13 protein-coding genes are annotated in these 17,793 nt (G+C 62.6%); 2 read left to right on the top strand and 11 right to left on the bottom strand.

Annotated features, from left to right (window positions below):
• Positions 1-99: 99 nt before the first annotated feature.
• From cbiB to ACUUL3_RS11715, 4 genes are all read right to left on the bottom strand, one after another.
• Positions 100-1,062, bottom strand: a complete 963-nt coding sequence (gene cbiB / locus ACUUL3_RS11730) for an adenosylcobinamide-phosphate synthase CbiB (RefSeq protein WP_448551582.1) — start codon at positions 1,060-1,062, stop codon at positions 100-102.
• Complete coding sequence (locus tag ACUUL3_RS11725; RefSeq protein WP_448551581.1) at positions 1,059-2,552, bottom strand: cobyric acid synthase; 1,494 nt, start codon at positions 2,550-2,552, stop codon at positions 1,059-1,061. The genes cbiB and ACUUL3_RS11725 overlap by 4 nt, the downstream gene beginning before the upstream one ends.
• A 116-nt stretch (positions 2,553-2,668) precedes the next feature.
• The gene (rsmG, locus tag ACUUL3_RS11720) at positions 2,669-3,331 is read right to left on the bottom strand and encodes a 16S rRNA (guanine(527)-N(7))-methyltransferase RsmG (protein WP_448551579.1); all 663 of its coding nucleotides are present in this window, start codon (positions 3,329-3,331) and stop codon (positions 2,669-2,671) included.
• On the bottom strand, positions 3,324-5,273 hold the full coding sequence (locus ACUUL3_RS11715) for a glycoside hydrolase family 17 protein (protein WP_448551577.1): 1,950 nt from the start codon (positions 5,271-5,273) through the stop codon (positions 3,324-3,326). Before ACUUL3_RS11715 ends, rsmG begins: the two co-directional genes overlap by 8 nt.
• A 348-nt stretch (positions 5,274-5,621) precedes the next feature.
• Between ACUUL3_RS11715 and ACUUL3_RS11710 the strand changes: the two genes are divergently transcribed.
• Together ACUUL3_RS11710 and ACUUL3_RS11705 are read left to right on the top strand one after the other, a co-directional pair.
• Positions 5,622-6,290: a DUF2202 domain-containing protein gene (locus tag ACUUL3_RS11710; protein ID WP_448551575.1), complete on the top strand. Its 669-nt coding sequence runs from the start codon at positions 5,622-5,624 to the stop codon at positions 6,288-6,290.
• Positions 6,291-6,339: 49 nt separating this feature from the next.
• A complete protein-coding gene (locus ACUUL3_RS11705) occupies positions 6,340-7,413 on the top strand; it encodes a cytochrome-c peroxidase (protein WP_448551573.1) in 1,074 nt (357 codons plus the stop codon).
• A 114-nt stretch (positions 7,414-7,527) separates the two neighbouring features.
• Here the strand turns inward: ACUUL3_RS11705 and ACUUL3_RS11700 are convergent, their stop codons facing one another.
• From ACUUL3_RS11700 to ACUUL3_RS11670, 7 genes are all read right to left on the bottom strand, one after another.
• A complete protein-coding gene (locus ACUUL3_RS11700; RefSeq protein WP_448551571.1) occupies positions 7,528-9,471 on the bottom strand; it encodes a diguanylate cyclase in 1,944 nt (647 codons plus the stop codon).
• A 268-nt stretch (positions 9,472-9,739) separates the two neighbouring features.
• Positions 9,740-11,005 carry a diguanylate cyclase gene (locus ACUUL3_RS11695; protein WP_448551569.1) on the bottom strand — a complete coding sequence of 422 codons (1,266 nt, stop codon included), beginning with the start codon at positions 11,003-11,005 and terminating at the stop codon, positions 9,740-9,742.
• A gap of 107 nt (positions 11,006-11,112) precedes the next feature.
• Complete coding sequence (locus ACUUL3_RS11690; protein ID WP_448551567.1) at positions 11,113-12,723, bottom strand: sensor domain-containing diguanylate cyclase; 1,611 nt, start codon at positions 12,721-12,723, stop codon at positions 11,113-11,115.
• A gap of 211 nt (positions 12,724-12,934) precedes the next feature.
• Positions 12,935-14,557, bottom strand: coding sequence for a pentapeptide repeat-containing protein (locus ACUUL3_RS11685; RefSeq protein ID WP_448551565.1), 1,623 nt, complete (start codon positions 14,555-14,557; stop codon positions 12,935-12,937).
• The gene (locus tag ACUUL3_RS11680) at positions 14,544-14,972 is read right to left on the bottom strand and encodes a hypothetical protein (RefSeq protein WP_448551563.1); all 429 of its coding nucleotides are present in this window, start codon (positions 14,970-14,972) and stop codon (positions 14,544-14,546) included. The genes ACUUL3_RS11685 and ACUUL3_RS11680 overlap by 14 nt, the downstream gene beginning before the upstream one ends.
• Positions 14,969-16,735: a protein kinase domain-containing protein gene (locus ACUUL3_RS11675; RefSeq protein WP_448551561.1), complete on the bottom strand. Its 1,767-nt coding sequence runs from the start codon at positions 16,733-16,735 to the stop codon at positions 14,969-14,971. The genes ACUUL3_RS11680 and ACUUL3_RS11675 overlap by 4 nt, the downstream gene beginning before the upstream one ends.
• A 126-nt stretch (positions 16,736-16,861) precedes the next feature.
• Positions 16,862-17,776, bottom strand: a complete 915-nt coding sequence (locus tag ACUUL3_RS11670; protein WP_448551559.1) for a cation diffusion facilitator family transporter — start codon at positions 17,774-17,776, stop codon at positions 16,862-16,864.
• Between the last annotated feature and the right edge of the window lie 17 nt (positions 17,777-17,793).

Raw genomic sequence — 17,793 nt, 5'->3', positions numbered from 1 at the left:
CCAGTCCTCAGATGGGAACAGCCCGCGAACATCCGGGCGAAAAAATCAAAAAATGGCTCAGGTTGTTTGCGGCCCGGGAAATCCACCGGCCCTCCGCCGTTACCCTGTGGCGAGCAGCAGGAGGATCTGGTGGCGCAGGGCGAAAAGCGCCAGCAGGGTGAGGGCCGAGGCGAGGAGCATCAGGCGGTTGGTGCGCAGGATGTCGTCCGCCTCGACGGGGCGGGTGGGGTCGCCGATGGTCGGCTTGACCACGGGCCTGCCGAAATAGCTGTTGGTGCCGCCGAGTTGGACGCCCAGGGCGCCGGCCACCGCCGCCTCGCTGTGCGCCGAGTTGGGGCTGGCGTGGTTGAGGCGGTCCCGGAAGAGGGTGAAAAGTGCGCGCTTCATGTCCAGGCGCAGGAAGAAGGCCGCGGCCGGGATCAGCAGGGAAGTGAGGCGGGCCGGGATGAAGTTGGCCGCGTCGTCCAGCCGGGCCGCGACCCGGCCGAACTGGAGATAGCGCTCGTTCTTGTAGCCGAACATGGAGTCCATGGTGTTCACCGCCTTGTAGAGCATGGCGGCCAGCGGTCCGCCCAGAACCGCGAAGAAGAGCGGGGCGGTGACGCCGTCCACCATGGATTCGGCCACCGACTCCACGGCGGCCCGGGCCACCCCTTTTTCATCGAGGTTGGCGGTGTCGCGGCCGACGATCATCGCCACCCGCTGGCGAGCCTCGGCAAGATCCCGGGCGGCCAGGGCCGTATGCACCGCGCGGCTGTGCCGGACCAGATCCCGGGCCGCGATGGTGGTGTAGAGGAGAAGGATGCCCATGGCGGTGCCCAGCCAGGGGTGGAGGAGGTTTGCTCCGTAGATGACGCCCCAGGTGGCAAGGCCGGTGACGGAAAGCACCAGGAGCACCGTGGCAAGTCCTGCGGCCAGGGGCGGCAGGATGGCGCGGCTCAGTTTCTCGAAGGTGGTGCAGGCGGCACCGATCAGGCGCACCGGATGCGGCAGCCAGCGCGGGTCGCCAAAAATCTGATCGAGAACAATGGCGATGAGGAGCTGGTATTCCAGGGCGATCATAGGCCGAGCAGCTCGTAAACCTTTTGCATGTCGAGCTGGCCGCGGACCAGATCGGCCAGCCGGTCGAAGGCCGGCTCCAGATCGTAGCTCGCCTGCCCCTGCCGTAACGGCGTAAGCCCCCGTTCTTCCCGCAGCCGGTCGATGAACCAGCGCCGAAAACCATCCGCGTCAAAGACCCCGTGCAGATAGGTGCCCCAGATCCTGCGGCTGCCGTGGCCGATCGCCCCGGTGCCGCCGTCGGCAAAGCGCATGATTTCGCGGGTGTCGCTGGCCCGGCTCTGGCCGTGATGGATCTCGTAGCCGTGCACGGTAAGGCCGGAGGCGAGGTGGCGGCCGCTCTGCCGGGTCAGGGTTTTTTCCTCCATAAGGACGGTGGAAAGCGCCAGGAGCCCGAGTCCCTCCAGAGCTTCGCCGGCGGATTCGATGAAGTACGGGTCTTCGACACTCCGGCCCAGCATCTGGAAGCCGCCGCAGATGCCGACGATCTCGGCCGCGTCTTTTTCGGCACACTCCCTGATCGCGTCTGCCAGGCCCGAGGTGTTCAGCCACTTGAGGTCGGCGATCACGTTCTTGCTGCCCGGGATGATCACCGCCGCCGCCTCGGCCAGGTCGCCCGGGGTTTTGGCGATTTTCACAAAGACGTCCGGCTCGGCCAGGAAGGGCTCGAAATCGGTGAAGTTCGAGATATGAGGCAGGTCGATGAGGGCGAGGGTGATGTGTTCGCCCGGCGGCCTTTTGCCGGCAAAGAGGCCGGCCTTGAAGTTCACCGAATCCTCTTCGGGCAGGCCCAGGTTGGGCAGATAATCCACCACTCCCAGCACCGGCTTGCCGGTTTTCCGCTCCATGTAGGCAAGGGCGTCTTCAAGCAGCGATTTCTGGCCCCGGAAGCGGTTCACCACGTAGCCGGCGATGAGCTCCCGTTCCCAGGCATCGAGGATCTCCATGGTGCCGACAAAGGAGGCGAAGACGCCGCCCCGGTCGATGTCGCCCACCAGGAGCACCCTGGCCCCGGCATGGCGGGCCATGGGCATGTTGACGATGTCGTGGGCCTTGAGGTTCACCTCGGCCGGGCTGCCCGCGCCCTCAAGGACCATAACCTCGTATTCGGCGGCCAAAGAGTCGTAGGCCTCCTGCACCTTGGCAAAGGCGGTGGACTTGTAAGCGACGTAGTCGTTGACGCTCATGTTGCCCACCGGTTTTCCCAGGACGATGATCTGGCTGCCCGTGTCGCTTGCGGGCTTGAGCAGCACCGGGTTCATCCGCACGTCCGGGTCGAGGCGGGCGGCCTGGGCCTGCACCACCTGGGCCCGGCCCATTTCGCCGCCGTCCCGGGTGACAAAGGAGTTGAGGGACATGTTCTGCGCCTTGAAGGGCGCGACCCTGACGCCGTCCTGCAGGAGGATGCGGCACAGGGCGGCGGTGAGCACCGATTTGCCGGCGTTGGAGCAGGTGCCCTGAAACATGATGGCCGGGGTTTTGTGGCGTGTCATGGCGTTGTCCGGATCCTGGATAAAATTAAGGCAATGGCGCGGAGGCGCCACGGGTTCTCATTGTTCTTTCTGTACGCTCTCTTTGCGTCATCGTGCCTTGCCGTCGCTTTGTGTCGTTACCTTTTTTCAAACACCACCAGCCTGCGGACCATGCCGGAAAAGGGCAGGGTCGCCGTGGAAATCTCCACAAGCCGGTAGGGGCTTTGCGGCTGCGCCCGCTGCCAGGCGGCGATCTCCTCTTCGGCCTTCGGGCCCTTCATGCAGATCACCCTGCCGCCCGCCGGATTGATCGCCTCGGCATGGAGGAGAAACTCGGGGATGGCGGTGAAGGCGCGGCTGGTGACCAGCGGCGCGGACACGTTTTGCCCGGCGATCTGCGGATTGTTCGGCTCCAGCCTGCCGCAGAGTACCTCGACCTCTTTCAGGCCCAGGGCGCGGATCACCTGGCGCAGGAAGGAGACCCGTTTCTGTCGCGGTTCCACAAGGATCACCTGAAGCTCCGGCCGGGCGATCTTCAGGACCAGGCCCGGAAAGCCGGCGCCGGTGCCGATATCGGCCAGGGGCGAGGCGGAAAGGAGCGGCAGCAGGGTGAGGGAATCGAAAAAGTGCGTTTCCCAGACCTGGGCCAGAGGGGCCTTGGCGATCAGGTTGATCCTGCTGCTCCACTTGAGCAGCTCCGCGCAGTAGGCAAGGAGGCGTTCTTCGGCCGCGGGCGCCAAGCAGATGCCCATGCTGGAAAGACCCTTGTTCAGGAGCTCTCTGCTCGTTGCCTCAGCCATGGCGTTGCCTGCCGTGGGCCAGGGCAATGAGGGCCAGGACAAAAGCCACCGCCCCCATGCCGGCATTGTAGAAGAGAAGGCTTGCCAGGGCCGCGAACAGGGCGAGCATGGTCAGGACGGCCCGGTTCAAAAGGAGGGAGAGCAGGGTGAGGCCCAAGGCGCTCCAGCCGAAGACCTCGAAATACATCAGCTTGCCCAGGATGGTGCGGACCTGGCAGATCAGGGTGTTCGGGGCTGCGGCGCATACCTCCACCAGCTCTTCGGCGATGAAGATCTTGTGGCGAACCAGGGCAAGCAGTCCGTAGACCGTGAGCAGCAGCAAGGCCTGGGGCAGGAGCGGCCGCAGGGAGGCCTGGCGGCCTTCCCGCCAGAGGGGCCAGGCGAGCATGAGGCAGATGGCGCACCAGATGACCGCCTGAAAGTTGTGCCAGGTCTCCAGCGCGAGGATGCCAACGGCTGCCACGGCAAGGAGGATGCTTGTCAATTTTTCCGGCATCCCGGTGTTTGCCCGGTCTTGTTCCTTTGCACCCCAGAGGAGATAGGCAATGGCCGGGATGACAAAGCCGGCATTGAGGAAGTTCCGGTAGCGGCCGTCGAAAAAGAGGCCTGAGGCGGCGATGAGGGCGCAGGTCACCACGGCAAGGCGCAGCAGGCCGCCGAGGGTTGCGGAATTAACGGCGGCCTTGCCGCGCAGGAGATCAAGGGCCGTGTCGAGGCTCGCGTAGCTGAGCCTGCTTTCGCCGGCGATGGCGCGCAGGCTCAGAAAATAGACGCCGGCGGCGGAAGTGAGCACGAGTCCGGCCCAGATGTGGGCGGTTATTCCCAGGGAGATGATGGCAAACTGCTGGCCCTGCAGGACGAGGAGAACGGCGCCCGCGGCAAGGGCGAGGGTGTATTGCAGCAAGCGCCCAGTCCTTGCAGGGCGCGGGGTGATGAGCAGGGCGAAAAGGGCGATGGCGGCGGAAAGGGCGGCAAGCAGTTGCCAGTTGCCGAGGTTGCGCACCTCGCCTGCCAGGGTGTTCTTGTCCTGCCGCTCGGTTGTGTACATGCCCCAGTAGCCGCCCACCGCGCCTTCCTTGATGCGTTTCCAGGGCTGGTCAAAGGCTTCGATCAGGTTGTATTGCCAGTGTTCCCTTTCGGCCAGGGCGATGAAGCCGCGCATGAAGCGGGCCTGGTTTTCGAGGCTGGGCAGGGCCCGTTCCCGCATCCGGCCCTGGGAGGGCCAGCCGGTCTCGCCGATGAGGATCTCCTTGCCGGGGATCTTTTGGGCCACTTCGTCCCGGATTTTTTTCACATGGGCCATGGCGGCGTCGATCCCCACCGGCTCATCCTCCCAGTAGGGCAGGATGTGGATGGTGACGAAGTCCACCGCCTCGGCGACTTCCGGGTGCCTGAGCCAGAACTCCCAGACATCGGCATAGGTGACCGGCACCCCCGGCAGGGCGGCCTTGACCTGGCGGATGTAGGCGGCCAGCTGGCTGCCGGTGATTTCCCGGCGGAGCAGGGTTTCGTTGCCCACCACCACCGCCCGGATGCTGGCAGGATACTTTTTGGCCAGGGCGATGAGGTGCTCCAGGTCCTGGCCGGTGGTCGCGGCATCGCTGCTCACCCAAGCGCCGAGGAGGAGCTGCATGCCGTACTTTTCCGCAATCTTTGGCAGGGAATCGAGCCCGGTGGTCGAATAGGTGCGGATGCCGGAAAAGCGGCGGGAAAGGATGGCCAGATCCTCTTCGAGCCTAGCGTCGGTGATGGTGAGCCCCTTGCCGAAATCAAAGGGGGACTGGTCGCCGATGAAGGGGGTGTAGGAAACGCTCTGCAGGCGTTTGCCTTCAGGCGCTGCCGGTTCGGCAATGGAGCAAGGGCGGCCTGCCAGGTACCAGAAGGAAAGGATCACGGCAAGCGCCAGGAAATAGGCGAGAATACCCTGTACGAATCTGTTCACCCTGCTCTCCTTCCCGCCAGCGCCTGTCATATTTTTTTAGCCGACCTGCCTTGCGTTGGCAGGCCCTCGTCTGAAAAAGAAAGAGTGTATTTCTACACCGCTTGCCGCTTCTTTGCAAGGGATGCGAGAGGGTCCGCGAGCCTCGGAAAAAAAATGGAACCGTCCGGAAAAATAGCGCGTTATAACCGGATATGCGCGCCCGGGTCCCGGTGGGGGCCAGGGCGAAATGTTTTCAATTGCCTAACTTGAAAAGGGGGTGATTGCCGGGTGAAGAGTGTTTCGCGGTAACCGGGGAACGGTTTTCCCGAGTGTTCCGATTGAAAAAAAAAAACAAAAAGAGGGGGTATCATGAAACTGAAAAAGATTGTCGCAACCATTGCCCTGGGCGTCGCCTCCGTGGCAACCTCCATGCCGGCCGCCGCCGCCGTGCTGGATGCCGGCGAAGAGACCCATCTGATCTTCATGCGCGAGGAAGAGAAGCTGGCCCGTGACGTCTATCTCACTTTGAGCGTCATGTATCCGGCCGAACCGGCCTTTGCCACCATTGGCGAGAATTCCGAACAGACCCATACCGATACGGTGCGGGACATGCTGGCCATATACGAGATCGCTGATCCCAATCCCGATGCCAACAACCTCCCGGACAGCATCGGCGTCTTCACCGGCGCCGACTATGGCTGGTATTTCACGGAAAAATTCACCGAACTGGTGAACCGGGGCTCCCAGAGCGTTCTGGAAGCTCTGTATGTGGGCGCCTTCATCGAAGAGCTGGATATGATCGATATCGTCAATTGTCCCAAGGTGATCGTCCAGACTGACAACGGCATCGACGAGGGCGAGTGCGGTCTTACCTATACCGATGAGGCCCCGCTGGTCACCATGTATACGCATCTGGTGGAAGGGTCCAAGGATCATCTGCGGGCCTATGTCAGGAACATCGAGGCCATCATCGGCGAAGGGAATTACGTGGCCCAGGTGCTGAGCCAGGAGGAAGTGGACGCCATCCTGGGCCGGTAGGAACGGGGACAGTGAAAATGCTTTTCAACCTTTGTTAAGGAGAAGTTCCATGATGAAGAAAATTTGTTGCGCAAGCGCGCTCCTCTGCGCCTCGGTCTGGGCCGGTTCGGCCGTGGCCGCTCCCCAGCAGAAGGCCATCGTCGGTCTGGGCCACATGATGTACGTGGATACGGATTTTTCCTACAACGGCACCCAGTCCTGCAAGTCCTGTCATCATCCCCGCACCGGCTTCGCGGACCCGGCCAACAGCCAGGATCCCTATCACAGCGTGGTTTCCACCGGCGCGGACGGGGTGAGCAAGGGAGGGCGGAACGCGCCCAGCGCCGCCTATGCCGGCTTCAGCCCGGCCCTGCATCAGGATCCCGCCACCGGCGCCTATGTGGGCGGCATGTTCTGGGACGGCCGCGCCACCGGCAATTCCCCGAATCTGGCCGACCCCCTGGCCGAACAGGCCCAGGGGCCGCCGCTCAATCCGCTGGAGATGAACATGCCCAGCGCCGAAGCGGTGGTGCAGGCGGTACGTGATTCCAGCTACGCGGACCGCTTTCTCCAGGTCTTTGGCCCCGGCTCCCTGGATGAGGTCGGCGCCGCCTACGACAACATCGCCCGGGCCATTGCCGCTTTTGAGCGCTCCCCCGGGGTGCAGAGGTTTTCTTCCCGTTATGATGCCGGCGAGCTGACCGGCCAGGAAGCCCGCGGGCTTGCGCTTTTTGAGGCGAATTGCAGCAAATGTCACGCGAGCGGGCCTGATTTCGGCGCCCCGGCCGCGCTTTTCACCAATTATCGTTATGAAAATATCGGGGTGCCGGCAAACCCGCTCCTGGAGGGTAATCCGACCGATTACGGCCTGGGCGGTTTTTTGGCCGATCCGGCCGAGAACGGCAAGTTCAAGGTGCCGACCCTGCGCAACGTGGCCCTGACCGCGCCCTATGGCCATAACGGCTACTTCCCCACCCTGCGGGATGTGGTCAGCTTCCACAACTCCCGCGATATCGGCAGCTGGCCGGCGTCGGAGGTGGTGGAGAACCTGAACACCAGCGAGGTGGGCAACATGGGCCTCACCGACGAGGAGGTCGATGATCTGGTCGCCTTCCTCGCGGCCCTGACCGACAGCCAGCCATGATGGTCGTCGGCTGAGAAGAGCCGCCTGTTTCACGGCGTGGGAATATTCCGGCTCCGGCCGGGGATATTCCCACGCTTTTTCGTTCTTCCGCAAGGGACGGAAGCGGCCGCGCGCTTAGTACTTCTCCTCCTCCCACATCTCCGGCTTGAAGCCCACCACCTTGTTGCGGCCGGATTCCTTGGCGCGATAGAGGGCCACGTCGGCATACTTGATCGATTCCCACAGCCCGTCGGTGTCGTCCGGGAAGAGGCTGTAGCCGATGCTCACCGTTTTCTGCAGGCTGCCCTCCGGAATCTTGATGACGGTGTTTTCCATGGTCAGGCGGATACGTTCGGCCAGCTCGGCTATGTCGTTGCCGCATTGCACGTCGGCAAGCAGCACCAGAAACTCCTCGCCGCCGTAACGGATGACGATGTCCGAGGCCCGCACGCATTGCTGGAGCACCTCGGCGGTCCTGATCAGCACGGTGTCCCCGGTCTCGTGGCCGTAATTGTCGTTGACCTCCTTGAAGAAATCCATGTCGCACATCAGGATGCCGAGCTTGCTGCCTCGCCGTTTGGTGCCGGCCACCAGGGTTTCCGTGTAGGTCTCCAGGAAGCGGCGGTTGTAAAGGCCGGTCATGGGGTCCTTGAGGGTGGTTTCCTGCAGGGCCGAGGCAAAGCGTTTCGCCTCAAGGACCGGGGTTGCCTCGGCGATGTAGCGGCTGGCCCGTTTCACCTTCTGTTCGAACCGTTCCAGCTCCTCGCGGGGAGCGGCCTTGGCGTACAGGAACTGGACGATGCCCACGGCCCTGCCATTGGCGATCATGGGAATGCAGTGATGCTCCAACCGGTCGCCATGGGGGAATTTCTTGCAGATCTCCGGGTACTGGATCGAGGAGATCGGGTGGCCGGTGCGTTTGGCCCGGCAGGCGTTGCAGTCGTCCAGGATGTCGGGGCTGCAGATATCCTCATATCCCGAGGCGTAGGCCACGGTCATGGTGTTCTTGTTGCCGGGCATCTCGTAGACAAAGAGCCGGGTGAAGCCGTAACGCTCCTCAAGGAGGGCGGCAAGACGCCTGTTGACCTCGGTGGTGGATTCCTCCTCCTCGATCACGGCCTTGAAGGTGTTGAGGCTGAAGATATTGTCCACCAGGGTGTTGAGCTGCCGGGCGAGCTGGCCCACCTCGTCCTGGGTGCGGACCTCGATGCGCCGGGTCAGATCCCCTTCGCCTTCGGTGATGAAGGTGATGCGCTTGAGGATATCCTTGAGCGGCACCACGATGAGGAAGATATAGAGCATGGTGCCGATGGCCAGCACGACGGCGATGGCGGCGCTGGTCAGGAACGATTTGTATTTGGAGGCATGGATGGTCCTGGTCGTCTCGGCAAGGTTCTGGTTGTAGCTGTCGTTGACCAGGATCGCCAGGGCGGTGACCTGCCCATGCAGCTCGTCCAGGTTGTCCACCACCTCGGCGGTGCTTTCCTCGATCAGGGCGGGCGGGCTGTTCCTGGTCAACGCCTCCGCAAGGGTCCGGAAGTTTTCCTCCAGGCTTTTGAATTCGGCGCTGATGCCGTCGATGATGGCGTCAGCCTCCCTGCTTCTGGAGGGCGCGACGGTGATGATGTCCATGGTTTTCTGCGAGGCCTTGGCCACGTCGAGAAGCGTGCCGCCCTGCTTCAGGGAGACGAGCATGCGCTCCAGCAGTTCGAGGCGCTGGAGGTTGGCAAGGATGTTCTTGTCGTCCGGGCCGACTTTGTCCTGGTGCAGGAGATGGAGCAGGGAGATTTTGAAGCCGTTGAGGCTGCGCAGGATGTATTGGCTCACCTTGTAATGGGGGATGTTCTCCGTCTCGATGCTGCGGGTCAGCTTTTCGATGTTGTGGAGGGTGTAAAGATGCTGGGCCATGACCAGGGTGAAGCCGAGCAGGGAGACGATCAGCATGCCGACGAGCTTGCCGGTGACGCTGGTGTCGAGACATTTTCTGATGAAACAGCCGAGGAAATTCTTGCTTTCGCAGTTGAAAAAACGGAATAGCCCTTGCTGACACGGTTTGTTCTTTGCCTGCTCTTCAGTCATACCCGCTCCCTGTCCATATTTCCCTTCGTTGCCGGCCTCTTCCGGACCCAGCCGGCCGGGGTGCCGTCACCCGTCCCACTGGCTGCCGCAAGGAATATTTTTCAAGTATCTTGGAATTGTAAGATATTGCAAGGAAATTTGTGGCTGGCAAAGGGAGAAAAGAGAGGCGGGCCGGTGGGAGAGGCAAAAAAAAAAAATCACGGCCGCGAAAAGCGGAAAACAGCGGGGCGGGGAAATTCCCCGGCGGCTCGGGCCGACCGGGTGGGGCTTAGCCCACGGCCGCCTCCACCCGGTTGCGGCCATTTGCCTTGGCCCGGTAGAGGGCCTTGTCCACCAGGTTGATGAGCAGGGAGGGCTGGCCGGTCTTTTGCAGCGTTTCCGGCGGGAAGCTGGCCACCCCGAAGCTGGCGGTGATCATCAGTTCCCGGCCGCCGCCCACGGCAATGGATTCCCCGGCGATGAATTCCCGGAGTTTTTCCGCCGCGGAGAGCGCGCATTCCATTTGGCATTCCGGCAGCAGGATCACGAACTCCTCTCCTCCGTAACGGGCGACCACGTCCGCCCTGCGGCTGCTCTCCCGCAGGAGAATGGCGGTGGCCTGCAGAACGGCATCGCCGGCCGAATGGCCGTAAGTGTCGTTCACCCTCTTGAAATGGTCGAGATCAAGCAGGATGCAGCCCAGATGATGGCCCTGCCGGATGGCGCGGCTCAGTTCCTCCTCGAAGCGGGCAAAGAAATGTCTGCGGTTGTAAAGGCCGGTCAGTTCGTCGCGGGTCGCCATCTCCCGGATTTTTTCGTGGGCATCGGTCAGTTGGCGCATGAGCTTGAGAATGTAGAAATAGATGATGCCCAGGAACAGGGAGATGACCGCGCAGAAGAGGATGAGCAGGATGAGGCGGTGCAGCTTCAGGGTCTTTTCGATATCGCCGATATCAAAGGAGACGCTTACCCCGCCCCGCACCTCGCCCGTTCTGTAGCCCTGTTTGCCATGGCAGCCCAGACAGGAGTCTTCCGTGAAGAGCGGGGCCATGTAGCGAAAGAGCACCTTGTCGCCCCGGCGCTCCTTGTGGAACACCTCCGTGACTCCGGCGGCAAAATCGGCGAGCGCCTTTTTCTCGAAGGCATCCGGAACATTGGCCGGGTTGAGGGGCTTGAGGCTGGTGATATGGAACTGGTAGGCTCCCTCGGCGGCGGCGATTTCCGAGATTTCCCTGGTCATCAGGGCCGGGTTCTTCTTGGTGTAGACCTTGCCGTCGATGGTGGTGATATCGGGGTTTTCCAGGTAGGGGTTGGCGGTGACTCCCGGGGTTTTTTCCACATAGACGCCGCCATGCATGGCGTTCCAGCGCCGGGTGATGACGATGTTGTTGAAGTGGGAACGGGCCCGGGTTTTCAGCTCGCTCTCGATCAGGTGTTTGTTGTTGAGAAAGAGGCCGAGGAAGATGCCGAGGAGCATCAGGAGGATGACCATGCTGACATTGAGGATGAAGGGGCGCCAGATTTTTTTGCTGGTGATGTCGTTTTGTTGGGCCATGGTCGGCGCTGTCCGGGCTGAGAGTTCTCTTGGGAAAATCATAGCGGATTGGCAGTGAGGCGGTCAACAGAGAGAATCGCCGGCCCATGGTTTCCCGGCAATGGCGTTCAGTTGCAGCGGTCTGGTGAAAATGGCCTTGGCTCCGGGCCGGCCGGGTCGAGGAGGTCGAGCTGGGAGATCTGTTTGCGGAAAAACACCACCTGGTTGCGTTCCGCCTTTGCCCGGTAGAGGGCCTTGTCCGCGCAGGCCAGGACATCCTGCGGCGATTCCGGCAGGTTGGCGCCAAAGGAGGCGACCCCGACGCTCACCGTGATCCGGCACTGACGCAGGCCGTTGTCAAAGACGAATGTTTCGACCCTCTGCCGCAACCGTTCGGCAAAGGCCGCGCCGTCCGTCAGATCCGCCCGGGAGAGCAGGGCCACGAACTCCTCGCCGCCATAGCGCGCCATCAGGTCCGTTTCGCCGGCCATTTCCCTGAGCAGGCCGGCGAACTCCTGGAGGACAAAATCGCCAAAGGCGTGGCCATAGGTATCGTTCACCTTCTTGAAGTGGTCAAGGTCGATGAGCAGACAGCAGAAATCGCCTTCCTGGCGCTGGCCCAGCCGGAATTCCCGTTGCAGCATCTTGTGGAAGTGGCGGTAATTGAAAAGGCCGGTCAGGCCGTCCCGCGTGGCCTGCTCCTTGAGAATGGCGTTGGCCTTGGCCAGTTCCGCATGGGAATGGGCAAGCTCCGCCAGGTATCGGTTTTCAAGTTCCAGGGCCTGTTTTTTTTGCTGGGTGCGGAAGATGATGAAGGCGCCGGTGCCGGCAAAGAGGAAGACGAGGAGGATGGTGGCGGAGGCCAGGTACGAGTGGCGGTCGATGGGAGCCATGATGGTTTGGCAGGGCAGGGAAACCGCCACGGTCCAGGTGGAATTGGGCAGCACCGCCGGGGCATGGGCAAGGAGCAGTTTTTCGGCCTGGGCCGCCCCCGGAGGGGTGAAAAGTTCCACCCCTGCTTCCTGCAGGGGAATTTCGCGCAGGCGCTTTGAAAGCTCTTGGTCGTTGCGCGGGCCGGCGCCGGAAAAAAGGAGGCGTTGGCGATTGTCGATGAGCATGGGGGAGCCGGCGCCGAAGGCGATGGGGGCGAACGCTTCCCTGGCCAGGGTTTCGATGGGGAGCACCATGCGCAGCAGGCCGAGCAGCCTGCCGTCGTGCAGAATGGGCACCGAAAGGGCGATGGCCAGGCGGCCGAGCCTGGTCCGGTATGCCTCGCTGGCGTATGCCTGGCCGCTGGCCAGAACCCTGGCGACGCTTTCCTCCTCGGCAAGCCGAAGGCCGCGGCGGTCCCGGCCATCGGGCCAGAAAGGCTCGCGGTGCAGCATGACCCCGTTGCGGTCGAGGACGCTGACGCAGTCGATGCCGCCGCCATGGAGGGCGAAAAAAGCCTGCAGCTTCCTGGCGATCTCCCCGGTGGCGACGAGGTTCCGGTCGCTGGAAAAAATGGGATCCTGGGCCAGAAGCCGCAGGGATTTGATGTCTTTCTGGATATGGGTGGCAAGGGCGTTGGCGCTGGCCCCGGCCGTGGCCAGGAGTTGCTGCTTGGTGTTGCCGACGATGCTTTCTTCGAATTCCAGGTGGCTGCGGCGGGTGTTGAAGGCGAGAAGAAGCAGGAGAAAAACGGCAACGGCGGGGAGAAAAAAGGTTCTGGACGAGCGTTTGGAAAAATCCATCATCATCCTGTTGTTCCGCCGTGCATTGCGCGCAACCCGGTCCCTCGGCAAGGACCAGGGAATCACTGGCCGGCGAGGCGGGTTCTGCCGTTGGTATTCCCCCTTGGTCCTCGGGAAAGGAATTTAGTTAAAAAAGAAAATTTGTAAAGTATTAAAAACTTAAATGTGCGCCGAATCGGAAATTTCAATTTCCGATTCGGCGCCGGAATGGTCCCGGTCAGGGTCGGGGCGTGGAAAGGGAGAGGCCTTTGGCCTTTTCGGCATGCACGGCCTTGTCGAGATTTTTTACCTGCAGCAGCCGGCAGCCGGAAAGATCAGCGCCTTTGAGATCGGCGCCGGCAAGGTCGGCTCCGGAAAGGTCGGCGCCGACAAGATCGGCGCCGGCGAGATTGGCTCCGGAAAGATCGCTCCGGCTCAACACCGCCTTGGCCAGGCGCGCGCCCCGGAGGTCGGCGTTGGCCAGCACGGCCCCGGACAGGTCGGCCTCGCTGAGATCCGCCTCCCGCAGGTCTATTCCCTGCAGATAGACCTGCGGGAGGCTGGCGCCCTTGAGCATGGCGGCGCGCAGCTTCGTGCCGACAAAGCTGGTCTGGGCAAAGGTGGCATTGTGCATCGCGGCGTTGCTGAGATCGGTGTCCAGAAATCTGGTGTTGGCAAGATTTGCCTTGCCGAGATTGGCCTTTTTCAGCGTTGCCTTGCTGAAGACGGCGCCGTTCAGGTCGGCGCCGAACAGGTTGGCCCCGGTGAGGTCCACCGAGGTCAGGGTGGATTTTTCCAGGTTGGCCCCGGCGAGGTCGGCCCCAGCCAGGTCAACATCCTCAAGCTGGGCCTCCCTGAGACTGGCTTTGTTGAGCAGGGTATTTGCCAGCGAGGAGTCGACGAGCCGGAGCCGGTCGAGGCGGGACATGGAAAGGTTGGCATCGCTCAGCTTCACCTTGGCAAGGGAGGCGTTGCCGAGGTTTGCGTAGCGGAGATCCACCCCCTTCATGACCGTATTTTCGATGGCGGCGCTGTCCAGGGTGACGTTGCTCAAATTTGCCCGGGCAAGGGTGCAGTTCTGGAGAAAGGCGCCGAGGAGGTAGGCGCCGCTCAGGTCCGCCTCTTCCAGGTCCGTGTTCTGCATGATGAGGTGGTTGCCGTTGGCGGCGCTGAGGATGGCGTGTCTGCCGGCGGAGCCGGCCAGGCTGACGTGGATGAGGTTGCTGCCGCTCAGGTTGCTGCCGCTCAGGTCGGCGTTGCGCAGCTGCACGTTGTCCAGGGTTGCCGCATGCAGATCGGCCTTGCGGAGAAGGCCGTCGTGGAAGGAAACCTCGCGCAGGCTGGCGTTGCCGAGATCGCTTTCGCTCAGGTCCGCGCCGTCAAGGACGCTTGCCTCGAAAAAGGCGCCCCGGAGAATGGCGCCCCGGGCGCCGACCCCCTTGAGGTTTCCCTTCTGGACCACGATGCGGTTCAGATCCCCGCCGCGCAGCTGGGCCTGGGCGAGATTGACATTGTCCAGCTTGCCTCCGCTCAAATCGGCGCCGGACAAATTCGCCCCGGAAAGATCGCTGTTGCTGAAAACGGCGTTGTTGAGGGTGGCCTTGCTCAAGTTGCTGCCGGCCAGACTGGACTGCGAAACCCGGACGTGATTGAAATCCATGCCGGAGAGATCCTTTTGGTCAAGATTCTTTTGCTGAAAGAGCCGGTTGCCCGCCAGGATCTCCTTGATCTCCGCCGCGGAGATCGGGGTCGGACCCTCCGCGCTCCGCGCCGCGCCAGGGAAAAGCAGGGCGCCGAGGAGGAACATGCCCGTGATCCGGGCCGGCCATTTTTCCGGCAAGCTGAGACTATTTGGGGCCATAAAGTTGAAATTCCTCATTTTTTTCTGGCGCGGGCATTGCCCGGGCCGGCGTTTTTGCCTGCCCGGCCTGCCCTTTGCCCGCAAAGGTGGCCAGGAAGTCCCTGGGCATCTTCTTCGTGGTCCGCAGCAGATCCGGGGGCAGGAGGATCCGGTCGCCCGGGGCGAGATGCTCGGCGACGATGTTGGGATTGGCGTTGGCGATTTTTTTCCAGTTGTCCTTGCTGCCGGTATACCACTGGGCGATCATGGCCAGGGTTTCGTCGGGCCACTCCACAAGGTGTTCATGGAAATTCTGCCTCGGCAGGACGGGCTGCCACTCTTTTGTGCCGCCGGCGACACAGGCCGTCAGGCAGAAAAGGAGAAAGAGGGCGGCGGGAAGGGGGGAGCGGAGAGGACGGTAGAGGGCGCGCTTCATTGTTCCTTGCTTTTGTTTGTCAGCCGGGCAAGCAGTTTGGCGGCCTGGCGGTTGTTGGGGTTTTTTTCCAGGGCCAGCCGGGCGTGCCTGCCGCTCGCCTCCAGCTGGCCAAGTTCTTTTTCGATAAGGGCCAGGTTGAAGAGCGCCTCGTCCACGTAGGCCGGGGCAAGCTCAATGACCTTGGCGTACATTTCCCGCGCCTCACCATACTCTTTTTTTTGCGCATGCAGGTAGCCAAGATTGAAAAAAGCCTCGTCCATGTCCGGCGCCAGGGCCAATGCCTGCCGGTAGGCGGTTGCGGCCCTGGCCGTCTCCCGGCGCAGGGTATGGAGGCGGCCGAGCTGGAAGTGGATCCGGGCGCTGTCCGGATATTTTTTTGCCAGGTCCGTGAGCAGGGTATATGCCTCTGCCGGGTATTTTTCCACGAGATAGGCGGTCTGGTCGTCCAGTTCGGCAAGATCCCCGGGGGTCAGGGTGGTTGTCTTGCCCGGCCCGGCCAGAAGCCGGCTGAAATACATGCGCGCCTTGATGTGGGGATCGAGCGGGCTCTCGGCCTGTCCATTGGCCGGGGCGGTGTTTGCCGTGCGTCCGGGAAGCCGGTCCGGCCTCTGTTCGGGCCGGTCGGGCGAGAGCCAGAAAAAGGCGGCCAGGGCCAGGCCCGCCAGGAGGACGGCAAAAAGGGAGGGCCGGGCCAGGGCCGGCCTTGGCCGCGGTTTTTCCGTGGGCAGAAAGATGGTCTGCTCCAGGGGCGAAGCCCCGGAATCGAGGATCTCGTCGGCGGGCGGCAGCTCCACCGAGGCGGCCCGCCGCAGGGCTTCTTCCTCACGCGCCGCGTCATCGGCGAAGAGTCGGGCCATGAAGGAGGAAAGCTCCTTGGCCGTGGCCAGGCCGCCTGCCTGGCGTGCGCATTCCTCCAGATCGTTGCGCATTTGTTCGGCGGAATGGTACCGATGCCCGGGTTCCCTGGCCAGGGCCCGGTCCAGGATCTCATGGAGCAGGGGCGGCAGGCTCTCGCATATCTGCCGGGCCGGAACAAAGGCGGCGTTGGCCGCCCTGGCGAGCAGCTGTTTGGCGTCCTCGCCGCTGTAGAGATGCTTGCCGGTAACCAGCTCATGGAGGATGATGCCGACGGAAAAGATATCGGAGCGGCGGTCGATCTCCTGGCCGCCGGCCTGCTCCGGCGACATATAGGCGATCTTGCCCTTGAGCGAGCCGGTGGCGGTGGCCGAGTTGTGGCTCGCCGCCCGGGCGATGCCGAAATCAATGATCTTCACCTGGCCGTCATAGGTGATGAAAACGTTCTGGGGCCCGATGTCGCGGTGGATGATATTGAGTGGTTCCCCGGAAAAATTCTTCAGATTGTGGGCGTAATCCAGGCCGGCGCAGATTTCGGCGACCAGGAAAAGGATGGTGCCGAGCGCGGGCCGGGTGTTGTTTTTCCCGGCCCGGTTCATCAGGGTGCGCAGGGGCAGGCCGGAAAGATATTCCATGGAGATGAAATAGCTTCCGGCCATCTCGCCGAAATCAAAGATCTGCACGATGTTGCGGTGCTGGAGAAAGGCGGCGAGGCGGGCTTCGTCGATGAAGGCCGAGACGAATTCCTCCTGATCCGCCAGGTTGGGCAGAATCCTCTTGATGGCGACCAGCTTTTCAAACCCCTGGGAACCGATGATCTTGGCGCGGTAGAGCTCCGCCATCCCGCCCCGGGCGATGCGGTCCAGGAGAAGAAATTTTCCGTACTGGATGGGCTGATAATCAGGCATGGTCTGGCTGGTTGCTCTTTGCCGCGGCTGCTGGGGAATCCTTTGCCCCGGTCTGCCGGGGCCTGTAACCTTGCCGCCATTATAACAGGTAGGTCCGGCAATGCCAGCCTTAAACGGCAACGGAGATCAAAGGCAATCGCGGGATGGGCCCGGACGTTTCCCCGGTTCGCTGGGATCCTGATGGATGATGACGTCGGCGTTGGGGTAGGCGGCCAGAATCTTCAGCTCCACCTCTTTCGCCACCTGATGCGCCGAGGCAAGCGGCAGGTTCCGGTCCAGATCGAGGTGGAGCTGGATGAGCATGGTCTGCCCGGACTGGCGGGTACGCAGGTCGTGGATCCCCAGCACCATCCCATGCGCCAGGGACAGATCGCAGATGGCCTGGCGGGTGGCTTCGGGCAGTTCCCTGTCCATCAGAACCTGCATCGCCTCCTTGCCGATCTGCCAGGCGCTGTAAAGGATATAGCCGGCGATACCCGCGGCGCAGAGTGGATCGAGAAGGGGCCAGCCCGCGGCGACGAAAAACAGGGCGCCGATGCTGGCCGTGTTGGTGAGCAGATCGGTTTTGTAGTGCAGGGCGTCGGCTTTAATGGCGGTGGAGCCGGTCTGTTTGATGACGTAGCCCTGAAAGATAAGGAGGATGAGGGTGGCGGCAATGGCAAAGGCCATGACCCCGATGCCGACCCCGACGGCGTTCAGGGGTTGGGGGTTGCGCAGCCGTTCCGCCGCCTGCATGAGCAGGAAGATGGCCGAGCCGCAGATGAAGGAGGCCTGGCCGAGACCGGCCAGGGATTCCGCCTTGCCGTGGCCGTACTGGTGATCTTCGTCCGCGGATTTCAGGGAGTAGCGGACCGCCAGGAGATTGATGAGGGAGGCGGCCGCGTCCATGAAGGAGTCCACCAGCGAGGCCATGACGCTCAGGGAGCCGGTCATGATCCAGGCCGCCAGCTTGACGGCGATGAGCATCAGGGCCGTGGCGGTGGAGGCATAGGTGGCGAGCCTGAGCAGATCGTCGGTGTCGTGGGTTTGGCCGCTGGACATGAATGCTTCCGGAATGG

It is taken from the genome of Thiovibrio sp. JS02, assembly GCF_053485635.1.
This window is presented reverse-complemented; position numbering and strand designations above follow the sequence as displayed.

What these genes read in the sequence shown, in the direction of transcription:
- ACUUL3_RS11710 (WP_448551575.1), top strand. Translation starts at nt 5,622, where the DNA reads ATGAAACTGAAAAAGATTGTCGCAACCATTGCCCTGGGCGTCGCCTCC.
- rsmG (WP_448551579.1), bottom strand. Translation starts at nt 3,331, where the DNA reads ATGGCTGAGGCAACGAGCAGAGAGCTCCTGAACAAGGGTCTTTCCAGC.
- ACUUL3_RS11670 (WP_448551559.1), bottom strand. Translation starts at nt 17,776, where the DNA reads ATGTCCAGCGGCCAAACCCACGACACCGACGATCTGCTCAGGCTCGCC.
- ACUUL3_RS11690 (WP_448551567.1), bottom strand. Translation starts at nt 12,723, where the DNA reads ATGATGATGGATTTTTCCAAACGCTCGTCCAGAACCTTTTTTCTCCCC.
- ACUUL3_RS11705 (WP_448551573.1), top strand. Translation starts at nt 6,340, where the DNA reads ATGATGAAGAAAATTTGTTGCGCAAGCGCGCTCCTCTGCGCCTCGGTC.
- ACUUL3_RS11695 (WP_448551569.1), bottom strand. Translation starts at nt 11,005, where the DNA reads ATGGCCCAACAAAACGACATCACCAGCAAAAAAATCTGGCGCCCCTTC.
- ACUUL3_RS11680 (WP_448551563.1), bottom strand. Translation starts at nt 14,972, where the DNA reads ATGAAGCGCGCCCTCTACCGTCCTCTCCGCTCCCCCCTTCCCGCCGCC.
- ACUUL3_RS11685 (WP_448551565.1), bottom strand. Translation starts at nt 14,557, where the DNA reads ATGGCCCCAAATAGTCTCAGCTTGCCGGAAAAATGGCCGGCCCGGATC.
- ACUUL3_RS11725 (WP_448551581.1), bottom strand. Translation starts at nt 2,552, where the DNA reads ATGACACGCCACAAAACCCCGGCCATCATGTTTCAGGGCACCTGCTCC.
- cbiB (WP_448551582.1), bottom strand. Translation starts at nt 1,062, where the DNA reads ATGATCGCCCTGGAATACCAGCTCCTCATCGCCATTGTTCTCGATCAG.
- ACUUL3_RS11700 (WP_448551571.1), bottom strand. Translation starts at nt 9,471, where the DNA reads ATGACTGAAGAGCAGGCAAAGAACAAACCGTGTCAGCAAGGGCTATTC.
- ACUUL3_RS11675 (WP_448551561.1), bottom strand. Translation starts at nt 16,735, where the DNA reads ATGCCTGATTATCAGCCCATCCAGTACGGAAAATTTCTTCTCCTGGAC.